The organism is Stenotrophomonas sp. YJH_SMC_79, from assembly GCF_059367995.1.
In genome coordinates this window covers 834,181-853,873 of sequence record NZ_JCAFRK010000002.1, presented here as the reverse complement: position 1 = coordinate 853,873, position 19,693 = coordinate 834,181, and the positions used below count along the sequence as shown (strand labels likewise).

The 19,693-nt window shown below is 63.4% G+C and carries 20 protein-coding genes; 5 read left to right on the top strand and 15 right to left on the bottom strand.

All coding sequences use genetic code 11. The annotated features are described in order from the left end of the window. From AC5P57_RS10705 to AC5P57_RS10645, 13 genes are all read right to left on the bottom strand, one after another. Positions 1-1,158, bottom strand: coding sequence for a TrbL/VirB6 family protein (locus tag AC5P57_RS10705; protein ID WP_099551001.1), 1,158 nt, complete (start codon positions 1,156-1,158; stop codon positions 1-3). A 74-nt stretch (positions 1,159-1,232) separates the two neighbouring features. Then, complete coding sequence (locus AC5P57_RS10700) at positions 1,233-2,033, bottom strand: hypothetical protein (protein ID WP_142806260.1); 801 nt, start codon at positions 2,031-2,033, stop codon at positions 1,233-1,235. 51 nt (positions 2,034-2,084) lie between these two features. Further along, positions 2,085-4,532, bottom strand: coding sequence for a VirB4 family type IV secretion/conjugal transfer ATPase (locus tag AC5P57_RS10695; RefSeq protein ID WP_495219567.1), 2,448 nt, complete (start codon positions 4,530-4,532; stop codon positions 2,085-2,087). Positions 4,533-4,616: 84 nt separating this feature from the next. Then, positions 4,617-4,925: a VirB3 family type IV secretion system protein gene (locus AC5P57_RS10690; RefSeq protein ID WP_142806261.1), complete on the bottom strand. Its 309-nt coding sequence runs from the start codon at positions 4,923-4,925 to the stop codon at positions 4,617-4,619. Beyond that, positions 4,918-5,340: a TrbC/VirB2 family protein gene (locus AC5P57_RS10685; RefSeq protein ID WP_111113698.1), complete on the bottom strand. Its 423-nt coding sequence runs from the start codon at positions 5,338-5,340 to the stop codon at positions 4,918-4,920. Before AC5P57_RS10685 ends, AC5P57_RS10690 begins: the two co-directional genes overlap by 8 nt. A gap of 73 nt (positions 5,341-5,413) precedes the next feature. After that, positions 5,414-6,379 carry a lytic transglycosylase domain-containing protein gene (locus AC5P57_RS10680; protein WP_142806262.1) on the bottom strand — a complete coding sequence of 322 codons (966 nt, stop codon included), beginning with the start codon at positions 6,377-6,379 and terminating at the stop codon, positions 5,414-5,416. 3 nt (positions 6,380-6,382) lie between these two features. Continuing rightward, a complete protein-coding gene (gene virB11, locus AC5P57_RS10675) occupies positions 6,383-7,426 on the bottom strand; it encodes a P-type DNA transfer ATPase VirB11 (RefSeq protein ID WP_099550995.1) in 1,044 nt (347 codons plus the stop codon). Between the two features lie 14 nt (positions 7,427-7,440). Then, positions 7,441-8,694: a TrbI/VirB10 family protein gene (locus AC5P57_RS10670; protein WP_142806263.1), complete on the bottom strand. Its 1,254-nt coding sequence runs from the start codon at positions 8,692-8,694 to the stop codon at positions 7,441-7,443. Then, positions 8,691-9,470, bottom strand: coding sequence for a TrbG/VirB9 family P-type conjugative transfer protein (locus tag AC5P57_RS10665; RefSeq protein ID WP_049402208.1), 780 nt, complete (start codon positions 9,468-9,470; stop codon positions 8,691-8,693). Before AC5P57_RS10665 ends, AC5P57_RS10670 begins: the two co-directional genes overlap by 4 nt. Continuing rightward, on the bottom strand, positions 9,467-10,513 hold the full coding sequence (locus tag AC5P57_RS10660; RefSeq protein ID WP_142806264.1) for a VirB8 family type IV secretion system protein: 1,047 nt from the start codon (positions 10,511-10,513) through the stop codon (positions 9,467-9,469). The genes AC5P57_RS10665 and AC5P57_RS10660 overlap by 4 nt, the downstream gene beginning before the upstream one ends. An 89-nt stretch (positions 10,514-10,602) precedes the next feature. Then, entirely contained in the window at positions 10,603-11,049 is a 447-nt protein-coding gene (locus AC5P57_RS10655) for a hypothetical protein (protein WP_099550992.1), read from the bottom strand. Between the two features lie 430 nt (positions 11,050-11,479). After that, positions 11,480-13,159 (bottom strand): type IV secretory system conjugative DNA transfer family protein, encoded by a 1,680-nt coding sequence (locus tag AC5P57_RS10650; protein ID WP_262234917.1) that lies wholly within the window; start codon positions 13,157-13,159, stop codon positions 11,480-11,482. Between the two features lie 36 nt (positions 13,160-13,195). Beyond that, the gene (locus AC5P57_RS10645; protein WP_099550990.1) at positions 13,196-13,453 is read right to left on the bottom strand and encodes a hypothetical protein; all 258 of its coding nucleotides are present in this window, start codon (positions 13,451-13,453) and stop codon (positions 13,196-13,198) included. A 238-nt stretch (positions 13,454-13,691) separates the two neighbouring features. On the opposite strand from AC5P57_RS10645, the gene AC5P57_RS10640 reads away from it, so the two are divergent. Then, positions 13,692-14,903, top strand: a complete 1,212-nt coding sequence (locus tag AC5P57_RS10640; protein WP_262234916.1) for an MFS transporter — start codon at positions 13,692-13,694, stop codon at positions 14,901-14,903. 16 nt (positions 14,904-14,919) lie between these two features. Here the strand turns inward: AC5P57_RS10640 and AC5P57_RS10635 are convergent, their stop codons facing one another. Continuing rightward, positions 14,920-15,399 carry a MerR family transcriptional regulator gene (locus AC5P57_RS10635; RefSeq protein WP_099550988.1) on the bottom strand — a complete coding sequence of 160 codons (480 nt, stop codon included), beginning with the start codon at positions 15,397-15,399 and terminating at the stop codon, positions 14,920-14,922. 89 nt (positions 15,400-15,488) lie between these two features. On the opposite strand from AC5P57_RS10635, the gene AC5P57_RS10630 reads away from it, so the two are divergent. The 4 genes from AC5P57_RS10630 to AC5P57_RS10615 all read left to right on the top strand — a co-directional run bounded on the left by AC5P57_RS10630 (position 15,489) and on the right by AC5P57_RS10615 (position 18,042). After that, positions 15,489-16,727 (top strand): NADH:flavin oxidoreductase/NADH oxidase family protein, encoded by a 1,239-nt coding sequence (locus tag AC5P57_RS10630; protein ID WP_099550987.1) that lies wholly within the window; start codon positions 15,489-15,491, stop codon positions 16,725-16,727. A 94-nt stretch (positions 16,728-16,821) separates the two neighbouring features. Next, a complete protein-coding gene (locus AC5P57_RS10625; protein WP_262234914.1) occupies positions 16,822-17,298 on the top strand; it encodes a hypothetical protein in 477 nt (158 codons plus the stop codon). A 103-nt stretch (positions 17,299-17,401) separates the two neighbouring features. Continuing rightward, complete coding sequence (locus AC5P57_RS10620; protein ID WP_099550985.1) at positions 17,402-17,671, top strand: hypothetical protein; 270 nt, start codon at positions 17,402-17,404, stop codon at positions 17,669-17,671. A 125-nt stretch (positions 17,672-17,796) separates the two neighbouring features. Then, positions 17,797-18,042, top strand: coding sequence for a hypothetical protein (locus AC5P57_RS10615; protein ID WP_054172026.1), 246 nt, complete (start codon positions 17,797-17,799; stop codon positions 18,040-18,042). Positions 18,043-18,087: 45 nt separating this feature from the next. Here the strand turns inward: AC5P57_RS10615 and AC5P57_RS10610 are convergent, their stop codons facing one another. Continuing rightward, positions 18,088-19,617, bottom strand: coding sequence for an FAD-dependent monooxygenase (locus AC5P57_RS10610; RefSeq protein ID WP_262234913.1), 1,530 nt, complete (start codon positions 19,615-19,617; stop codon positions 18,088-18,090). Positions 19,618-19,693: the final 76 nt, after the last annotated feature.

The following is a 19,693-nucleotide window of genomic DNA, read 5'->3' as shown; positions in this document are numbered from 1 at the left end:
CTAATTTCCTTGATTGGCGTTCGCCGCGCCACGTTGACCAGGTGTGGTTCCTCCCGCCCCGCCCGTGCCGTCAAACACTCGGCCCAGACTGTTCTGAGGATTTGCTGCATTGTGGCCCGACGCGGCCTCCGGAGCCGCCGGCGGCGGAGCCGACATGCCCGGCGGACGACCATCAGCACTTGGCGAGGCACTGGCGCCACCACCTATCTGCGAATATGCCATGAAGGTGCCCAAGGTACCCTGGAAGAACATCGCTGCCATTGGGGGTGTAGTCAGGATCAACGCGGTGAGGATCAGGCCCATGCCTCCCTGCTGCATTGCCTGGCTGGTCATGCCGTCGGACATGCTTTCCTTGAGGATGAACTCCTGCACCAGCGCCGTGGTCCAGAAGGTGGCCGCTACACGTACCACCATGTCCAGCGCGATGGAGACCATCGCTGCAAGTACGGCCATCGAGAACATCGTGCCGATACCGTAGAACAGCCAGCGCTGGAACAGCTGCTTGGTCTGTTCGAACAGCAGGCAGAGGATGAACAATGGGCCGAAGCCGATGAACAACGCCATGGCGATTTCATACAGCATCAGCATTGCACCAGCGGTGATGGCCGGACCTGCGGTGCCCATCCCGATGAAGAACAGTGCCCGCTTCTTGTCCTCCAGCAGCTCCCCGTCATTCATGATCTGAATGGCGTCGATACTGGAAAGCGCGACCTGCATCCATGCCAGGCTCTTGTCGATCTGATCCTCGGGCGATTCGTTCGAGCCCGTCACGACCTTCGTGATTTCTTCCTTGACGTCGTGGGTGAGGAAGCTCTGCAGGTTGGTGCCGAACGCGCCCATCGTGGTGGCCGCGCTGACGATCAACGCCGCACGCGCCATATTGGTCACCAGTACCATCATTGAGTCCCGGCTGCGGCCGGTCACGATGCGGAAGCCCTGCACCAGCACCCACAGGGTCATGAGCGTGAGGGCGATGCCGCCGACCCACTGCATCATTTCCCCCATCATGTCGATGCCAAACTTGTTTATCTTGCTTCGCAGGAAGTCGAAGATGAACTTGAAGAACACGAAATCCCCGATCGACTGGACACGTGCCACGTGCCCCATCAAATCCTGGAATCCGCCATTGAAGTCAAAATTGGCAATCGACCTGATCATTTCCGCAATCCCTTGATGTATCCCTACCGGACAACCTCATGAGGCAAGTGCTTATACCCCTGCCCCAAGCGACGTCAGTCGATGTGCAAAGCACCTTTCAACGCAGCGGTCTTGACCAGCTGCGAGATGACGCCCGGCTTGCCTTTCAATGCCACGCGCGCCAACACGCGCTGATTGGCCTTCATTGATTCCTCATAGGCGTCGTAGGACCGCATGCGCGCCTCCCACTCCTGCTGCAGCTTGGCAATGTCGTTTGCCGTACGCAGGGAGTCACTGTTCACTGCGGACATCGTGCCGGCCAGGTTTCCGTCCCCGCCAAAACGCCAACCCATGATCTCACCAAGCGTCGAATTGATGCTGGGGATGGTCTTCTCAAGGAACTCAACCGTCTCGTTGCGCTTGCGGTTCTCCATCATCTGGATGTTCACGCAAAGCTGCTGCTGCTGCGCATACAGGTCGCCAGAGGTGTCGAGGACGAACTTCTTCAGCAGGCTTCCTGCACTGAAGCCTGCTGAAGTACGGCAGACGTCTGCAACCATGTAGTCATCTGGAACACGCTCGAGCGTTGCCCCGGGTGGCAGCCCAAAATTGTTGATCAGACCCTGGATCTGGACCAGCGCGTCCTGATATTCCTGGAACGTCTTTTTCCAGCGAGTCACCTGAGCCGCGTACTCCAGCCCATCAGCCTTGATCTGCGCCTTTCCTTGAGCAACGTCCTTCAGCGCCTGCATCAGGTTGCTGAGGTCGAAGACAGGGTAACCACCGGCTGATACCGACGTCGTGGAGAACATGACCATGCTCCCCAGCAGGATGGCTGCCAGGCGCTTCTGACGCAGACCGCGTTGGCGCTTGTTATTACGGGATGTCATGTTCATGTTCTTCTCCAATGGAATGGATTTCATTCAGCGCTGTTTGATCGAAGGCTTTCAAGCCGCATCGGTTTCGGCAGAGACCTTGGCTTTACCAGAGCCCTTTCGGTTCTTGTAGAAGTCCTCCAGCCACTGTTCCGGCGTGAGCTCGTCCACAGTGATCCGATTGCGGACCGCAGCCGTCTGCAGCACCCGATGCATGATGTCGATGTTGTCGGTCGAGGCCGAGATCACCGACAGGATGTCGTCCATGCCGCGCAGGTTGAGCTGGCAGACACTGGAAGCATGGCCCTGCTTGACCAGGAAGCAGCGCGAGCGCTCGTCCAGCGCGGTGACCACCTTGAACTCCGCCTCGGTCAACTTCAGGCCATCCATGTAGTCGCTCTTGCTGGCGTTCGGGTTCGGCAGCAGGATGAGCGTGGCGGTCTGCTCGATCAGGGCAGCAGAGATATCACTCTTCAGCGCGTCTTCCGGGCTCTGGGTGGCGAAGATTCCCAGGCCGTTCTGCTTACGGATGGTCTTCTGCTTGTTCTTCGCGAACTCCTTCAGGCCACCCTCGCCGTCCAGGATTTTCCAGAACTCGTCCATCACATAGATCAAAGGGCGACCGTCGATCAGCGACTCCAGGCGGTGCAGCAGGTAATTGATGACCGGCACGCGCACTTCGGGGTTGTCGATGATGTCGGTGTAGTCGAAGCCGATGATGTTGGCCTTGCTCAGATCCACCGTATCGATCGGATTGTCGAAGACCCAACCCAGCGAATTGCCCGAGGTCCAACGACGCATGCGCGCGTAGAGACCGTCATCGCCCATGTTGGGCAGGCTCTTCTGGAAATTGGTCATGCTGCGCAGGTGCATCGGCGTATCGAGCATGCTCTCCACCGCGCGGTAGATGTCCTCTTCCTCGCGGGCGCTGTACTCGCGCTTGCCGGCCAGCACCTTGATCAGGTCGGCCAGGAACTGCACGTTGGATTCGCTGTTCTCGCACTGGAACGGGTTGAAGCCGGTCGGCGCACCATTCTCCAGGGCCAGGTAGTTGCCACCACAGGCGCGCACGAAGATCTCGGCGCCGCGGTCCTTGTCGAAGAAGAAGATGGTCGGCGACGGTTCGTACTTCTGCACCTGGCTGAGCAGGAAGTTGATCAGCGCGGTCTTACCGGTACCGGACTTGCCGATCACCATGGTATTCGCGATCGCCTTCTCACCCAGCGAATTCTCGGATGGATGGGTCGCGTGGAAATTGAAGTAGTACGGCTGGCCGTTGGTGGTCTGCAGCGTGGTCACGCAGTCACCCCACGGGTTGTTGTGCTGCTTGCCGGTGGCGAAATTGTGCAGCGGCGACAGGCCGAGGAAGTTCAGCGAGCTGACGTTGGCCAGCCGCGTGCGGAAGCGCCAGTTGGCCGGCAGCTGCGAATAGAACGACGAGGTGACCGCCAGATCTTCCTTGGTCGACACGAATCCGGCGTTGGACAGCTCGGCACGGGTCGAGGCCACGTTCTGCGACAGCTTGGCCTGGCTGTCGCCGTAGACCGCCATGATGAAGTGGTACTCGCCCAGCACGAAGTTGCCTGACGACAGATGATCCATCGCCTGGTCGAGTTCAACGATCTGGCTGACCGCCTTGTCGCCCGAGGAGATCATCATGCCCTTGGTCCGGTCCAGCACCTTCAAGGCGTCCTGGCGCCCCATCGGGCTGAACGAATGGGTGATGACGTACTCGTAGTCCAGATACTTCAGACCATTGAGGATGCCCGGATAGGTCCCCTCGGCATATTCCTTGATATTCAGGATCGCGCCGAAATGATTGACGCCATTGGGCGTATTGATCACGAAATCGCCGGTCTTGGCCGAGAACATGTGCCGGCTGACCGGAAGATAGTCTTTCACTGGCGCCGACAGTACCGGCACCGGCTCATCGATGCGGTTGATCAGGTAGCCGAACAGCTCCAGCGTTTCGGAAAACACCACGCCGTTCTTGGCTTCGTACATGCCGAGCCGGTACGGCGCGTAGTCGCGGATCACCGCCTCGACGTTGCCGGCCAGCTCCATCAGCTTCTCGACCGCCTGCTCCTGCTCGGCGCGCAGCTTGTCCACGTTCGCAGACTTCTCCACGAAGCGCTTTCCCGCCACCACCGGACGATAGATCATCGTCAGGTACAGCTCGTTCTGCATGATGCGCTGCGAGGACAGCATGCCCATGTACTGGTCGGACACATCCTGGTTGAAGCGCTGCTTGTAGTGGCTCTTTCCCTTCAGGGTGCGACGGCGGCGGATGTCATGCACCCAGAAGGCGACGTTGACGAAATCCGGCGCACGCAGCGTCTGCAGCAACCGGTTGAAAGTACTGTGCCGATGCTCAAGCTCCCATTCTTCGCGCCCCACGAACGGCAGCCCTTCCAGGTGCCAGGTCAACAGGTAGTCGCCGCCTGTGGTCTTCACCACATTCGGAGCCACGTGCGACGACAGGGGGATGAATTCACTGATGGAGGTATCTGGGTTGAACATGCGACTGCTTCCAAAAGGTACTGCCGACAAAGATCCGGAGTTGGCCAGGCGGGCGTTCAACGCCCACCTGGCCGGATCCAGCCCTCAATCCCTGGGGGCTGGCTTGCTGCGGTAGTGATTCGGGTTGAACACCCACATGCCATCGTGCTCCTGCACGTTGCGTGTCTTGAGCTTGAACATCAGGCGCAGGCCCAGCAGGCGGAAGATCATCTCGTCACGCTTGGCCATCTGCCGCATGATGAAGATCGCCACCGGAATGGTCAGCAGAAACCAGAAATTCGTGTACATGCTCAGCAGCAACAACCCACCCGCCACCATGAAAAATGGCAGGTAGGGAACGCCCAGGAACATCGCTGGGCGCGTGCAGCCCCGGAACAGGACGTTCTTATGCACTGTAGTACTGGACGGCGTGCTTGATCATTTCAAACGCCATGCCAGCGCCGTCGCCGCCACCGCCGACGTTGTCGCAGTTGCCAGCTTCCTTGCCGAGCAGCATGCGCGCGATCTGGCCCGCCGCGCCGATCAGCACACCGCCGATCAGGATCGGGGCCACGTCACCGATGCGCTTGTGGGCAAACGCGATCTGGTAACCGGCGAAGATCACGGCGATCGTGACCACGGCGATCGAGGCCATGTTCAGCAGGCCGTTGATGTTGGAGAAGAAGCCGCAGACCTTGCCATCGGTACCACCGAAGTCGGTGCCGGCCAGGGCCTGGGGAGCGAACACAGCACCTGCGAATGCGACCGCCATCAGCATGGTCTTCAGCGTGCGCTGGGCCTGGACGAGGTCGAGATTGAATCGCTTCATGGATTGATTTCCTTGTTGATGGACTAACACAACTGAATCGACCAGCCGGGGGACCGGTCGCACCACGACTTCGTCAGAACACGAAGGCCGCATCCCCTGCGGGAATCTGCTGCACCGGGGCACGGGGTGCCGGTGCGTTGTAGAAATTCTGGGCATCCGCTGCCGGCGCGTTGCGCTCGTTCCAGGGGCGCAGCATCACCGGCGCATCCGACCCGGCAGCGATCCCGGGAAGCTGCTGCGGCATGGCTGACCGGCCCTGCGCCGCTGCGGGTTGCGGATACTGCTGTGGGGCCTGCTGCGGCATGCCGTTCGCGCCCTGCGCCTGCGGTTGCATCATTCGATCGACCGAGCCCAGCACTACGCGCGATACCGCCTGGTCGGCGATGTTCAGAAGGCTGCCGCGGGCCATCGCACCGGTTGATGGGTAGACGGTGTAGGCCCGGGCCGGGTCATTGGACGGTACGTAAACCGGCGCACTGGCCTGGGCGACGATGCGCGCCTGGGCCGGCGAGACTGTCTGCGGATGATGCTCGACCTTCACTACCCGACGCTCGCCACGACTGACCACGTCGATCGGCGCGACGCCATTGGAGGCGACCTGCTGGCCACGACGGATGGAGTCGTAGACCTTCTGCACGTAGCCGTGGCGGAAACCGGTCTCGAAGTTGCCCGAGTAGTAGCAGCTGAACGACTTTCCCCAGTCCTTGCCCGAGCGGTTGTAGCACTCGGCGAGGATGCGGGAGCCCGCCTGCAGGTTCGGGCACTGCTGGAACGCCTTCTCGTACGAATCCAGACCATACTTGGCCAGGTTGTAGCGATTGACCTGGGCCAGGCCAATGGAGAAGTTGTAGCCCTTCTCCTCCAGCATGCGAACGGTGGCCAGCGCCTCGTCGAGTGCCTTGGGCTGGCGCACCAGGGCGCCGCCGACCACGCCGATGGCATAGGGGTTGCGCGACGATTCCACGTTGATGACGTGCTGCATCACGTCCATCGAGACGGCCATTTCCGGGCACGCCATCATTTCCAGTCCTGGCAGCATTGGTCAGCCCTCCTGCCCCTGGGCACGCCCAGGATTGAAATCAATACCGGTGATATAGCGCGAGCCTGCGTGTGCCTTGATATGCACGACGATGTCGATGGTCATCATCAGCAGTCGCTTGATCACGTTGAATTCCAGGCCCGAACCTTCGGTCGAGGCCTTGACCATCAGCGCCAGCTGATCCCAGGTCTGCTCCGGGCTGCCGGCATGGCAACTGGTGATCGAACCCGGATGGCCCGATGCGCAGTTGCGGATGAAGTAGAACGCCTCGTCACCGCGCAGCTCGGCGAGGATGATGCGCTCGGGCTTCATGCGCAGGCAGGCTTCCATGCAGCTCTTTGCGCTGACATTGCTGGTGCTCTGTCCGCCCTTGGAGTACAGCAGGTGCACCACATTGGGTTGGGTCAGAAACAGCTCGCGCGCGTCCTCGATCGTGACCAGGCGCTCGCTGTCCGGGATATGATTGACCAGCGCTTTCATGAAGGTGGTCTTGCCGCTACCGGTCGCACCGGATACCACGATGTTCTTGCGGTACATCACCGCACGACGGAAGAACTCTGCGTACTCGCGCTGCTGCCGCAGCTCCAGCAACTCGCGATCCTGCTCGCTCAGACTGCCATCCTGTTCCAGGATCTGGTTGAAGAAGCCATCCTCGTGGTACTGGGTGAGCGACTTGGTGTGCTTGGACGGCAGGCGGATCGTGATCGAAACCTTGCCGGCATCACAGGCAGGTGGAATCACGAACTGCGCACGCTGGCCGGTCGGGAAGGTCAGCGAGACGACCGGATCGGCATCGGTGATGCGCTGGCCCGTGTTGCTCTCATTGACGACGGCGGTGCAGAACTGCCGGGCCCGCTCGAAGGTCAGGCCCGGCACGTCCACCCGCTGCCACCCGGCCCGGGTTTCCAGGTACAGCTCACCGGGACGGTTGATGCAGATTTCCGTCACTTCCGGGGATGTCATGTACTCGGCGATGCCCAGCACTTCGTACTGATAGCGCAGGAAATCGCTGGAGACGAGGGCGAGGGGTGACACTTCGGCGTCCATGGTTGTTCTTCGGGTTACCGGCGCGGGTTGAGCACGTTGGTGAAGTCAACGTCCTTGGCGACGTAGACGTTCACGATGGTGCCCTGGTTGATGGTGACGGTCGGCGGGCGGTTCGAACTGGTCAGGGCTTCGTTGGCGAGACGCTCCATCGTGCGCGCGGTGGCGCTTTCATAGGGCGAACGAACGGCGAAACCGTTGCTGGAAACCGTCGTGGACTCCGGGCCATGTTCGGCTGCGGCGTACTTGAAGGCGTCGGCGATCAGGCTGATCATCAGTGCAGACGCAATGCGGCTGCCCCAGTGCGCGCTGTACTGGCCTGGATGACCGGCACCGCCCAGCTGATCCACGCCCGGGCTGGACATGGCTACGTCGATGCCATTTGGCGTGGTGATGCGATCCCAGATCACTTCCACGCGCTTGCCCTTGGGACCGCCGCCGTACGCACCGTAGATCTTGGAGCCCTTCGGCAGCAGCAGGCTGCGGCCGTTGATCGAGTAGACCGGCTCGGTCAACAGACACGACGTATAACCTGCAAGATCGGTGATGATGCGGGTCTCCAGCACGCAACGCAGATAGGTGCCACGCACCAGCAGTGCATCGGGGCTTCGGATGTAGGACGCATTGGACACATCATCCACGTCAGGCCCGCGGCGCACCTTGGCCGGCGGAGCATTGCCGCTCTGCGCCTGTATCGCAGCCAGCGTGGCCTGCATGTAGGGATCGTCGTTGTCCCCTGCTGCGGCCTGGCCGCCAGCGTCGCCCGTGCCCACGCCTGCGCCACCACTACCGGCAATGCGGCGATCCAGCAGACTCGGGCCGCGATCGATCTCGCGCTCGGGTGCGGCACGCGGAATGTAGGTCGGGCCCATCGTTTCCTGCGGCGGCGGCGGCAGCATCGGAATGGGCTCGGCGGCCTCCCGGGCGGCCTCGCGAATCGCGGAGGGCGCCATGGTCGGCAGATCGGGGGTGCTCGAACGTGCGACCTGCGGCGGCGCCTTGGCGTCGTCAGCGTCGTCCTTGCCCTTGCGCAGCAGCAGGAAGCCCATGGCCAGCAACAACACCAGGATGCCGCCGAGGAACAACAGCGCCTTGCGGTTCAAACGCTGCTCTTCCGCAGAGCGAAGCTGCGGAGCACTGGCATCCAGGTCCGGGGTTGGCTCGGCCTGCGCATGCCCGTAATAGGGGTTCGTCGGTGGCTCCTGAGCCGCAGGGCCCTGCCCGTACGGAGACGGATTTGGATCGTTGCCGGGAGTGTTCTGCTGGCTCATTTCTTCACGTTCCTTCGCAGGCCGACGACGAAGTCGCCGTGGCGGATGACCAGGTACGGGTAGGTCCCGTGCACGATCAGCGTATTGCCCTCAACCGTGGTGTTGACCACGAAATCCTCGCCGTACTCCTTCTCGCGACCGAACACGGCCGGGAAGATACCGGTCTTGTACTCGGGCGAGTTGGGCAGTTTCAGATAGGTGAAACGGCCATCGTCGTAGGCGTTGACCGGGATCAGCCACCCCATCTTCTTCGCCTTGCTGGTCGAATAGGAGTAGTTGAAGTTGTATTGGCGGTCCTTGGCCAGCTCGGTACTCAGCAGCGGCTGCGCCTCTTCCTCGACCGCTGCCTGGGCAGGCCCGAACACAGTGTCATTCGGATAGACGAAGGCGATCTTGTACTGCACGCCGGCGCGACGCGCCTGCTCAAGCTGGCGCCAGTCGGTGGCAACGACCTTCAGCTCGAAAATGTACGAATGGGTCTCGGTACGCACCATCATGTTGGTGTCGACGTCGACGTTCTTCGGCTTGAGATAGAACACGTTCTCGCGCCGGGTCAGTTCCCAGCCGCTGCTGAAGCCGGTGCTGTAGTCGAGGATCTTCTCGTTCGGGCTCAGCTCGATCTGGGTGGTGAGGCCCAGGCCGGTGCGAACCGGGTAGATGCGGTCCTTCTCGTACTCGTAGTGGTCAACTGCCTGTGCCATCGCCGCGCTGGAGAACACCAGCGACAGCAACGACAGCAGCGCCCACGCGCTTCCCCTGACTTTTCGACTACTCATCGGTTGCTTGCTCCATCAGCATTTCCGGTGGAATGGTTCGGTGCCGGCGTCATTGCCGGCTGCCCCGGCGCGCCCTGCCCCTGCATCGGTTGCCCCTGGACCGGCTGGCCCTGCATGGGCGCACCCTGCATCGGCTGCATCTGTCCATTGGCCGGCACCGCGACAGGCTGACCGGTGGCGGGGTCGATCATGGTGGCGGCGGCCGGATTGTTCGGGTCGTACATGCCCTGCGCCTGCTGCGCGGCGAGTTGGGCCTGCTGCGCAGCATCCTGGGCCTGCTGCTGCATGGCGCCGTCATCCGGCACGGGCACACCACGCGCATAGTCGTTGTCGACACGGTACTCCGTGACCTGGAACGCCAATGGGTTGAGCACCCGGTCCTGTTCGGAAAGCGCGAGATTCTGGTTGTACTGGAAGCGCATGGTGACCAGCTGGTTGTCCAGGTAGGTCGATGCACCCGTGCGCTTGTCGAGCAGGCTGCGCTGGATGCGCACGGACGCACCGCGGAAGCTGCCATTCGCCTGCGCGCCCAGCGGGGTGATGCTGAGGATCTTGACCCTGATCGCCTTGCCCCTTCCGTACATCACGAAGGGATTCTGCGGATTGTTGCCGGCATAGCGCTGCTTCATGCTTGCGCCGACGGGATCGCTGGACATGACGAACACCAGCTCCCAGTCGCGCAACCCCATCACCGCGGAGTCGTACGACTCGCGCGCCAGCACGTACTGGGCGACATTGCTGCGGTTGACCGCTTCATTGGTGGTGATCGTTTCGCCCTGGAACGTGCCCCTCAGGCGCGCCACCGTGGCCGTACCTGTATAGGCATCGGCCATCACCAGGAACGGCACCTTCTCCTTCAGCGGCAGCATGTAGTAGTAGCCACCAGCCAGTGCGAGCGACATCAGCAATGAGCCGGTGGCCACCCACCACGCACGTCGCTCGCTGCGACGCGCCATGTCGGCCACGGTGATCTCGTAGCTGACCGCCTTGGCGACCGACTGCTCGACCTTGGGACTATTGCCGGGATCCTTCTTGCGGAACATGGATTCTTCCGTACTGCTGAAACATCAATGGGCGTGGAGCCCCTGCGACAGGCGCGGGGAGCAGCACGTTCGATGGTTTCGAGGTGGACTCAGGTGCCGCTGTTGGAATCAGCGCCCTGCGCCGACGCGGTGGGCGTCGAGCCAGCGCTCTGCACAACGATCTGGTTGCCTACGATGGAGACGGAGATACCCTGCGCCGCATACGCTGCGGTGAGGTCGATCACGGCCTGCTGCGCATTGGTGGTATCGATGTTCGAGACCGCGCCGTACAGGGTGAAATCCGAGCTCAGGCGGTAGTCCAGCGTGCGTCCGGAATCCTTGGCCCAACGCTCGAGCATGGCTTTGAGCGTGCCATCCATCGGCGAGGCCTGGTAGACGTAACTGGAGTACAGCGGAATCTCGGTTGTGGCCGCGGCGAAGCGGTTGACCGGCTTCCAGCGGCCTCCGAAATCGGGGGCGGGCTTGGTGGCACACCCTGCCACCATCAGCGCCGCGACTGCGGCGATGGACATTTTCGCGATAAACGCCTGATTCATACGGGCTTCACTTTGACGTACGAAAAAGCAGTTTCGAACGTTGGTTCCCTGGCCGTCCGGCGCTGCATGGCGCACGCCGGAATCGGAGGGACGCACTGGCATGCAGCACACCCACTCCGGCTCCCCTGCAGCCCGAAGGCTGCCAACCAGGTTGCAGGCCGAGCGACGGAGCTTCCCCGTCACGCACCTGCACACCCATACCAACGTCGAAACCATCCTTGTTTCCATGGCACAAACTCCTGGCCACCCTGCTTCAAAACTTTGACATCCAGCACACATCTCTGGATGTCGCACACAGGGTTACACAACTGCGCGTCAATTCCATGTCAGGAAAACCTGAAAATCTATCGAAACGTGTTGTTTTTTTGACGGAGCGCACCATTTCACGTCAGTGAATATGAATTCACTTCACATTTTTATGTTTGTGAAATCAGACTTTCAGCATCGGAACATTGACCGTTGGCAGCAGCCGCGAGGTGAAGTAGCGGTCCTTGTAGTAGCGGATCTTGTCGCATTTCACCGGATGCGGTATGCCCTCGTAGAGGAACACTTCCTTGTCCGGCCCCATCGCCTTCAGCTCCTGCGGCAGCATCAGCGCGCGCCGCTCTTCGGTGAAGCTGTGGGTCTTCTCGCGGGCGTGGGTGACGTTCTTCTTGCGGATGGTGGTGTAGCCCAGCATGTCCGAATAGTCGTTGGCGTCCTGCTGCTCGCGCGGCGCGTACAGGATCTGCAGCGCGTGGTTGGTGATGATCGTGCGCGAGACTTCCCGGCCATAGGTGGCATCGAGCTGGGACATGCTCTGGATGATCGGCAGCAGGCGGATGTTGTAGCCGGCCATGTAGGACACCGCCGAGGCGATGATCTCGACCTTGCCGATCGATGTGAATTCGTCCATCAGCAACAGGCACTGGTACTTCAGGTCCGGGTTGGACTTGGGCAGTTCCTTGGTGTTGAGGTTGATCAGCTGGCTGAAGAACAGGTTGATGATCAGGCGGCTCTCGGCCAGCTTGTTCGGCTGGATGCCGATGTAGATGGTCATCTTCTTCCTGCGGACGTCGGTCAGCAGGAAGTCGTTGCTGCTGGTGGCCTTGTCCAGCACCGGGTTGATCCAGGCATTGAGCGGTTCCTTGAAGGTGCCCAGGATCGAGGCGAAGGTCTCGTCGGCCTGGGACAGCATGTTGGCGAACGCCGAGCGCGCGTTGGCGCTGAGGAACGAACGCTCCGACAAGGCCTTGAGGTACTTCTTCAGATCGGTGCCGTCGCCGGATGACAACCGGTAGACAGAACCCAGCGTCGGCGTGCCCGAGCCGCCCGGGAAGCCACTGCTGCGCTCGTCGTCCCAGTTCTCGAACAGATACAGGGTGAAGGCCATGAACGCGTTGCGCGCCTGGCTGACCCAGAATTTCTGGTCCTCGGCACCATCCGGATACAGCATCGCAGCGATGCTCATCAGGTCCGACACCCGGAACGCCGGGTCATCGGAGACATAGCTGAGCGGGTTCCAGCGATGCGTGCGCCGATCCTCGGCGAAGGGATTGAACAGGTAGATCTCCTGGCCCTGGCTGGCGCGCCAGCCGCTGGTCAGGTCGAAGTTCTCCTGCTTGATGTCCAGCACCACCAGTGATTCGCCGTACTCGAGCAGGTTCGGGATGACCACGCCGACACCCTTGCCCGAGCGGGTCGGCGCGGCCAGGATCACGAACTGCTGGCCGTCCAGCCGCACCAGCTTGCCGCCGTGGCTGCCGACCACGATGCTCTGGCCGGTCTTCTTGAACATGCCATGCTTGGACAGGTCGGCGCCGGTGGCAAAGCGCGCGTCGCCATGCAGCGAGCGCTTGTCCTTCTTCAGCAGCAGCACCAGGCCGGTCACCAGCAGGACCAGCAGCGGCAGGCCGAAGCCCACGTAGCCGGCCCACTTGATCTTGCCCACGAACGGCGCAACCTGGGGCTGGCCAATGGCGTGGTAGTACTGGTAGTACGTGTTCCAGGTGAACAGCTTGGTGTCCAACCCCAGGAACAGCAGGGTCAGGTAGCCGGAAAACACGAAACCAAGCAGCAGGGTCGCCAGCGTGATGATGGCGATGAGCGAATACTTCTTACTGGGCAACACCCGGATCCTCCATGATGCGCACAAGGGCGCGACGGCCTAGCGGCGGCGCCAGCGCGACGCCTTCTTCCGCAGGTGGTTTTCGTTCTCCAGCCCGGGCTCCTCGCCCTCTTCACGCACCCGCTGCAACAGCAGCTGGCGCGCTTCGGCCAGTGATACAAGGTCGGTCAGACGATCCCCATCGTCGGCGACGACCGCATGGCCGACCACATCGCCCGGAGCGTACACCGGCTCGTAGGACACCGCTACCAGCTGATAACGGCCACGCGTCTCCAGCACATGCCTGAATTCCTGCATCGATTTCCTCCTTGCTCAAGCGCTCCACGATCCCCTGCGTGCACCATCATGCCGCCCCCCATGTCGTCACCACATGCAGGACGCCAGCCGCAGCGCGCCGCACCTCCTGCCGCCCCGGGCCCGCGCTCGGCTGGCCACAATCCCATCGATCAAACGCTGATTTGCCCCCCGGCGTGGCTGCCCCTGTTGCGGTGCAGCAGTACAATGACCGGCTCCCCCGCCCCTTCGCGCCCTCCGCATGAGCCCCAACTCTTCCCTGGCTGCGCGGCTGACGCCCCGTCAGCGCACCCTGATCATCCTCGCCCTGTCACTGGGCGGCTTTGCCATCGGCACCAGCGAATTCGCCAGCATGGGCCTGATGCTGGAGATCAGCCGTGGCCTGTCGATCTCCGAAACCCAGGTCGGCCACCTCATCAGTGCCTATGCCATCGGCGTGGTCGTCGGTGCGCCGATCCTCGCCTTCGTCGGCGCCAGCTTCCCACGCCGCAAGCTGCTGCTTGCGCTGATGGGCTTCTATGCCATCGGCAACCTGGCCAGTGCGCTGGCGCCCAACTACGGCACGATGCTGGTGGCCCGTTTCGTCGCTGGCCTGCCGCACGGCGCCTACTTCGGCGTAGCGATGCTGGTGGCGGCGGCAATCAGCCCGGCCGGCCAGCGCGGCCAGGCGATGTCGCGCGTGTTGCTGGGCCTGTCGATTGCGATCCTGGTCGGCAATCCGCTGACCACCTGGCTGGGCCAGCAGTTGAGCTGGCGCACCGCCTTCGCCCTGGTCAGCGTGCTGGCCGTCGCCACCGTGGCGATGATCGCGCGCTTCCTGTTGCCGGATCCGGATGAAGTGCGCACCTCACCGATGCGCGAACTGCGCGCGTTCAATACCACGCAGGTGTGGCTGGCGCTGGCAATCGGCGCCGTTGGTTTCGCCGGTATGTTCTGCGTGTTCACCTACCTGGCACCCACCCTGGTGCAGGTCACCGGCGTAGCCGAATCCTGGATGCCACTGGCGGTGGGCGTGTTCGGCATCGGCGCGATCATCGGCAACATCGCCGGTGGGCGGCTGGTAGACAAGTTCCACTTCAAGGCGGCCGCGGTGGTGCTGCTGTGGTCGATCGTGATGCTGCTGCTGTACCCGCTGGCCGCGCAGTCGGTGTGGACGATCGGTCCGATGATCATCACCGTCGGCACCATGGGCGCGCTGGCGGCAGTGCTGCAGACGCGCCTGATGGACGTGGCGGGCGAAGCGCAGACCCTGGCCGCTGCCTCCAACCATGCCGCCTTCAACACCGCCAATGCACTCGGCCCGTGGCTGGGTGGCATGGCGATCAGCGCCGGCTTCAGCCCGGCCAGCACCGGCTATGTCGGTGCGGCCACCGCGATCGGCGGCCTGCTGCTGTGGTGCGTGGCGGTGATGCTGGACAGGAAGCGCAAGGCAGCCGGCGCGGGCAGCCACTGACCTTCGCGCCGGATCGTCAGCTGCTGCCCGCGCGGCGGCGGCGATCCGGCCGCAGCAACGCTGTATCACCGGCCGCCAGCGTCGGTCGCGCCAGCTCACCGCGCTGCACGCGGTCCAGCACCCGCCGCGAATTGGCCGCGCAGTCGATGTCCTCCGGCCGTGCCTGGATGTCTTCGATCAGGGCCAGCAGGTGCGCCCGGCTCTGTGCCAGCCGCGACTGCAGCGCTTCGATGTCGGCCACCTTCTGCTGCAGCATCATGATCAACGCATCGTGCTGCCACTGGCCCATGTCCGGTGGCAGCAATGCGCGTATTTCCTCCAGGCTGAAGCCGGCGCGCTGCGCACCGGTAATCAGCTCCAGCAGCAGCACCGCCTGCTCCGGGTAGTCGCGGTAGCCGTTGGCCTGCCGCTGGACCACCAGCAACCCGGCCTCCTCGTAAAAGCGGATGCGCGACGCTGCCAGGCCCGTGCGGCGGGCGAGCTCACCGATTTTCATCTGCCTGAATCCTCGACATCGGAACCTGTTGACCTTCAATCAGGCTTGAAGGTTAGCGTAGCGCCATTCCCCTGTCCTGGAGCTGTCCGATGTCGCTGTTCTCGCCCCTGGCACTACCCTCCGGTGCCGTCATCCGCAACCGCATCGCCAAGGCGGCGATGGAGGAAAACATGGCCGACGCCGACCACGCGCCCTCCGAAGCATTGCTGCAGTTGTACCAGCGCTGGGCCGACGGCGGCGCCGGACTGATCATCACCGGCAACGTGATGGTCGATGGACGCGCCATGACCGGGCCGGGCGGCGTGGTGCTGGAGGACGACCGCCACCTCGACCGCTTCACGGCCTGGGCGGACACTGCCCGCTCGCGGGGCGCGCAGATGTGGATGCAGATCAATCACCCGGGGCGGCAGATGCCGGCCGCACTTGGCCAACCTGCGCTCGCGCCGTCAGCCGTCGCGCTGCAGATGGGCGCGCTGTCCAAGCAGTTCGCACCACCGAAGGCGATGACCGGGGACGACATTGACGCGGTGATCGCGCGCTTCATCCGCAGTGCCGAGCTGGCCGAACGCGCCGGATTCAGTGGCGTGGAGATCCATGCCGCACATGGCTACCTGCTCAGCCAGTTCCTGTCGCCGCTGTCGAACCACCGCGACGACCGCTGGGGTGGCAGCCTGCAGAACCGTGCGCGCCTGCTGCTGGAGATCGTGCAGGGTGTACGCGCGGCGGTGGCGCCCACGTTCGTGGTGGCGGTGAAGCTCAACTCCGCCGACTTCCAGCGGGGTGGCTTCTCGCCCGAGGACGCGCGCGAAGTGGTGGAGATGCTGGCGCCCCTCGGCGTGGATCTGGTCGAACTGTCCGGCGGCAGCTATGAAGCACCGGCCATGACCGGCGCCGCACGCGACGAACGCAGCGTGGCCCGCGAAGCGTACTTCCTCGAATTCGCACGTGAGATCGCCACAGTGGCAACAATGCCGCTGATGGTCACCGGCGGCATCCGCCGCCGCGAAGTGGCAGAGCAGGTGCTGGCCAGCGGCGTAGCCATGGTCGGCATCGCCACCGCACTGGCAATCGAGCCGGATCTGCCGCAGCACTGGCAGCAGGGCCGCGACCCGGTGCCGACACTGCGCGACATCAACTGGCGCAGCAAGCCGCTGGCGGCCAGCGCGCACATGGCCGCAGTGAAGTATCAGCTGGGCCGCCTGAGCCGGCGCCGCCCCACCGCACCCACGGTCTCACCGGTATGGGCACTGCTGCTGGCACAGGCGGCCGCAAAGTGTCGGACCCGCCGCTACCGGCGCTGGATCGGCGCCCGCGCCATCGCACGTTGAGCCGCGCGGTCTTCTCATCGCCGCAGCGATGCTCCACCATCTGCAGGATCGGCGGCAGTTCCGCCGCCGGTCGCAGCATGGAGATGGAACCCACGTGGCAGCAGGATCGACCAAGAACCGCGAGAAGCTGCTCGACGACCTGCTCTCGCTGGGCCGCAACTGGGCACTTGCCATCGCCATCGCCGGTGCCGGCGCGGCCATCCACTACAACGAATCGGTCTACGAGGCCGGGCTCTGGCGTGGCCTGCTGCCTACACTCTGTTTCCTGGTCGCAATCATCTGGATCGTGCTCAGCATCATCCGTTTCGACCTGACCATCCAGCAACACTTCGAGCGCAAGCTGTCACGCTGGCTCAGCCGCCTGCTCTATGTCGTGCTGCTCGGTACCGGCATCACCGCCGTGTTCTTCGTCACCGAGCTGGCAGAGAACAACCATATTGCGCGGATGTGCGACTCGGTAGCCAACGAACCCGGCAGCCGCATCCACAGGTCGGCCGAATGCCAGCGCCTGTATCAGCACCGCGCTGCCTACCGGCAACGGCTGGAATCGGCCGAGGGCGAATTCGACTGAGGCCTGCGCCGGCTGCGCATCGCGTGCGCGAAAAACACATGGCGTGGATATGCGGTCGGGCACAGTGGCTACGCGTCCCTTGCAACGAACGAACGCCGCCGACATGCACCACCCGCCCACCCCTGCCCGTCACGATGCCATCGCCCTGCAGGCAGGCGTGCTCGGCAGTGTGCTGGGCGTGACGTTGTTCAAGGCGATCGCACTGTCCGCACTGGCGAGTGGATCCTTGATGGTGATCGGGTTGTGGCTGCTGGCCTGCGCGCTGCTGGCCATCTGGGCACTGGCAGCCTGCCTGGCCTGCCTTGCGCTGAGCCGACGCGTATTCGTGCTGATGCTGGCGCTCAGCATGATGCTGATGATCTGCGTCGCCTGACAGCAGGAGGCGCCGGACTATCGCGCATTCGTTACATAATAACAAGTGCGATTGGTCGGATTGTCTGCGCCAGGTGTCACGGATTTGAATTCCATGGCCAGCCCGGCACCACCCGAGACCTCCCCATGAACCTGCAGCCCCTGCTCCGCGCTTCCCTCACCGCCGTTGCCCTGGCCTCGCTCAGCGCCTGTGCCACCTATGACGACAGCAACATGCATCAGGCCTGCCAGGAGTCGCCGCATCTGAAGGACCTGCCGCGCGAAGTCGCTGCCCGCGAGAGCCGCTGCAACAAGAGCATGGAAGTGTGGTCGAGCGAGCGCAAGGGCAGTGACAGGCCGATCGACCTGAGCGGCAAGAAGAAGGACCTGTAACCGCACCCGGCGCAGCCCACATCGGCTGCGCCTCCACCCTGTGCGTCAGCCTGCTTCCGGCAGCCCGAACCCGCGCTGCAACGCTTGGCGCAACCCAGCCTGATCGCCTCCCGCATCGCAGGCCCACGCAACAACTCCATCAGGCCTCACCAACACCGCTCCCAGGCCCAGCGCATCGTCCGTCGCCGAGGCAATGCGGGTAATCGGCTGCCGCCAACGGTCGACGGGGTCGTACGAAGCGCCGTTCTCATCGAGCACAAGCAACACCCCCTGCCCCGTCCTCAGCACCTGCCCCATGCGGCGACCATCGGCCAGCAGGAAGTCCGGCACGCTGCGACCGGCCAGTGGATGGCCATCACCGGGATCGAGCTGTTGCGACACGCCCCACACCCGTTCGGCCAGATAGGTGGCGCCATCGCGGGTGCCGGCCAGATCGGCCATCACCGCCGCCAACGCGCGCGAACCGGCGCCAGGACGCATCAATGCAACCTGCGCGCGCGACCAGTCCAGTACTCTGACGCCAACCGGATGCCGTTCCGCGTGATAACTGTCCAGCAGCGCCACGCCAGCGTCACCGCGTACCACACTGGCCAGTTTCCAGCCCAGGTTCATCGCATCGCCGATGCCCAGATTCAGGCCCTGCCCTCCCAACGGGGAATGCACATGCGCAGCGTCGCCTGCCAGCAGCACGCGGCCGTTGCGATAGGCGCTGGCCTGGCGCGCGCCATCGGTCCAGGTGCTGTGCAGATGCAGCGCGGTGATGGTCACGTCGCGGGCAGACACACGCCGCAGCAGCGACTGCGCTTCGTCCAGCGCGAGAGGCTTTCGATGCCCGGCACCGCCATCGAAATCGGCAAGCGCGAGCACACCGGGTGGATTGAAATTGCACATGCCCTGCGCGGTGTACTGACGGCCCGGGGTCAGCACGCCGGGATCCTCCAGATCGACCAGTAGCGAATGACCGGTGAATTCGGGATCGGTGCCGATGAAACTGAAACCGCATTGCTTGCGGACCGTGCTACGGCCTCCGTCGCAACCTACCAGCCAGCGACCACGTACCACTCCGTCAGCGGTCTCTATCTCCACTTCGGTTGCACCGGCGCGCACCGCCTGTACCGCACGCCCGCGTTCGATGCGCACGCCCAGCCTGGTCGCACGTTCGGCCAGCACCGTTTCCAGGGCCTGCAGCTCCACCGCCATCTGGGTGCCCACCGGCGTCGGCAGGCGCCAGGTCCAGCGCGTGCGGTCGACGTCGTTCAACGCAAACGGAATGCCGGCGAAGTGGCCACCCAGCGCCCGCGGTTGCGCCAGCCAATGGGCGGTGCCGGGCGGCGGCGCGCCCTTGTCGGGCTTGAGGACCTGTGTCGCGGCGACCGCGTCCAACAGGCCGCGCCGATCCAGTGCCTCCAGCGTGGGGGCGTTCAGGCCGCGCAGCCCGAATGGCAGGCGCTTCAACGGCGAATCAGCGGATCCGGCCTGTTCCAGCACCAGCACCGAACACCCGGCCTGGGCCAGTTCGCAGGACAGGAACAAGCCAACCGGGCCAGCACCGGCAATGACAACGTCGTACAGCATGGAGATTCCTTGTGAGCACCGGGTCGGCGCTCTGGCCGGCCAAATGTTACACTCGGTGTACGTTTTCACAAGTGAA

Bases quoted from the DNA above. Each gene is read 5' to 3' on its own strand.
- AC5P57_RS10695 (WP_495219567.1), bottom strand. From the start codon at position 4,532: ATGTTCAACCCAGATACCTCCATCAGTGAATTCATCCCCCTGTCGTCG.
- AC5P57_RS10655 (WP_099550992.1), bottom strand. From the start codon at position 11,049: ATGAATCAGGCGTTTATCGCGAAAATGTCCATCGCCGCAGTCGCGGCG.
- AC5P57_RS10645 (WP_099550990.1), bottom strand. From the start codon at position 13,453: ATGCAGGAATTCAGGCATGTGCTGGAGACGCGTGGCCGTTATCAGCTG.
- AC5P57_RS10700 (WP_142806260.1), bottom strand. From the start codon at position 2,033: ATGAACATGACATCCCGTAATAACAAGCGCCAACGCGGTCTGCGTCAG.
- AC5P57_RS10660 (WP_142806264.1), bottom strand. From the start codon at position 10,513: ATGTTCCGCAAGAAGGATCCCGGCAATAGTCCCAAGGTCGAGCAGTCG.
- AC5P57_RS10615 (WP_054172026.1), top strand. From the start codon at position 17,797: ATGAACCTGCAGCCCCTGCTCCGCGCTTCCCTCACCGCCGTTGCCCTG.
- AC5P57_RS10685 (WP_111113698.1), bottom strand. From the start codon at position 5,340: ATGAAGCGATTCAATCTCGACCTCGTCCAGGCCCAGCGCACGCTGAAG.
- AC5P57_RS10635 (WP_099550988.1), bottom strand. From the start codon at position 15,399: ATGAAAATCGGTGAGCTCGCCCGCCGCACGGGCCTGGCAGCGTCGCGC.
- AC5P57_RS10665 (WP_049402208.1), bottom strand. From the start codon at position 9,470: ATGAGTAGTCGAAAAGTCAGGGGAAGCGCGTGGGCGCTGCTGTCGTTG.
- AC5P57_RS10640 (WP_262234916.1), top strand. From the start codon at position 13,692: ATGAGCCCCAACTCTTCCCTGGCTGCGCGGCTGACGCCCCGTCAGCGC.
- AC5P57_RS10610 (WP_262234913.1), bottom strand. From the start codon at position 19,617: ATGCTGTACGACGTTGTCATTGCCGGTGCTGGCCCGGTTGGCTTGTTC.
- virB11 (WP_099550995.1), bottom strand. From the start codon at position 7,426: ATGGACGCCGAAGTGTCACCCCTCGCCCTCGTCTCCAGCGATTTCCTG.
- AC5P57_RS10620 (WP_099550985.1), top strand. From the start codon at position 17,402: ATGCACCACCCGCCCACCCCTGCCCGTCACGATGCCATCGCCCTGCAG.
- AC5P57_RS10670 (WP_142806263.1), bottom strand. From the start codon at position 8,694: ATGAGCCAGCAGAACACTCCCGGCAACGATCCAAATCCGTCTCCGTAC.
- AC5P57_RS10630 (WP_099550987.1), top strand. From the start codon at position 15,489: ATGTCGCTGTTCTCGCCCCTGGCACTACCCTCCGGTGCCGTCATCCGC.
- AC5P57_RS10680 (WP_142806262.1), bottom strand. From the start codon at position 6,379: ATGCTGCCAGGACTGGAAATGATGGCGTGCCCGGAAATGGCCGTCTCG.
- AC5P57_RS10705 (WP_099551001.1), bottom strand. From the start codon at position 1,158: ATGATCAGGTCGATTGCCAATTTTGACTTCAATGGCGGATTCCAGGAT.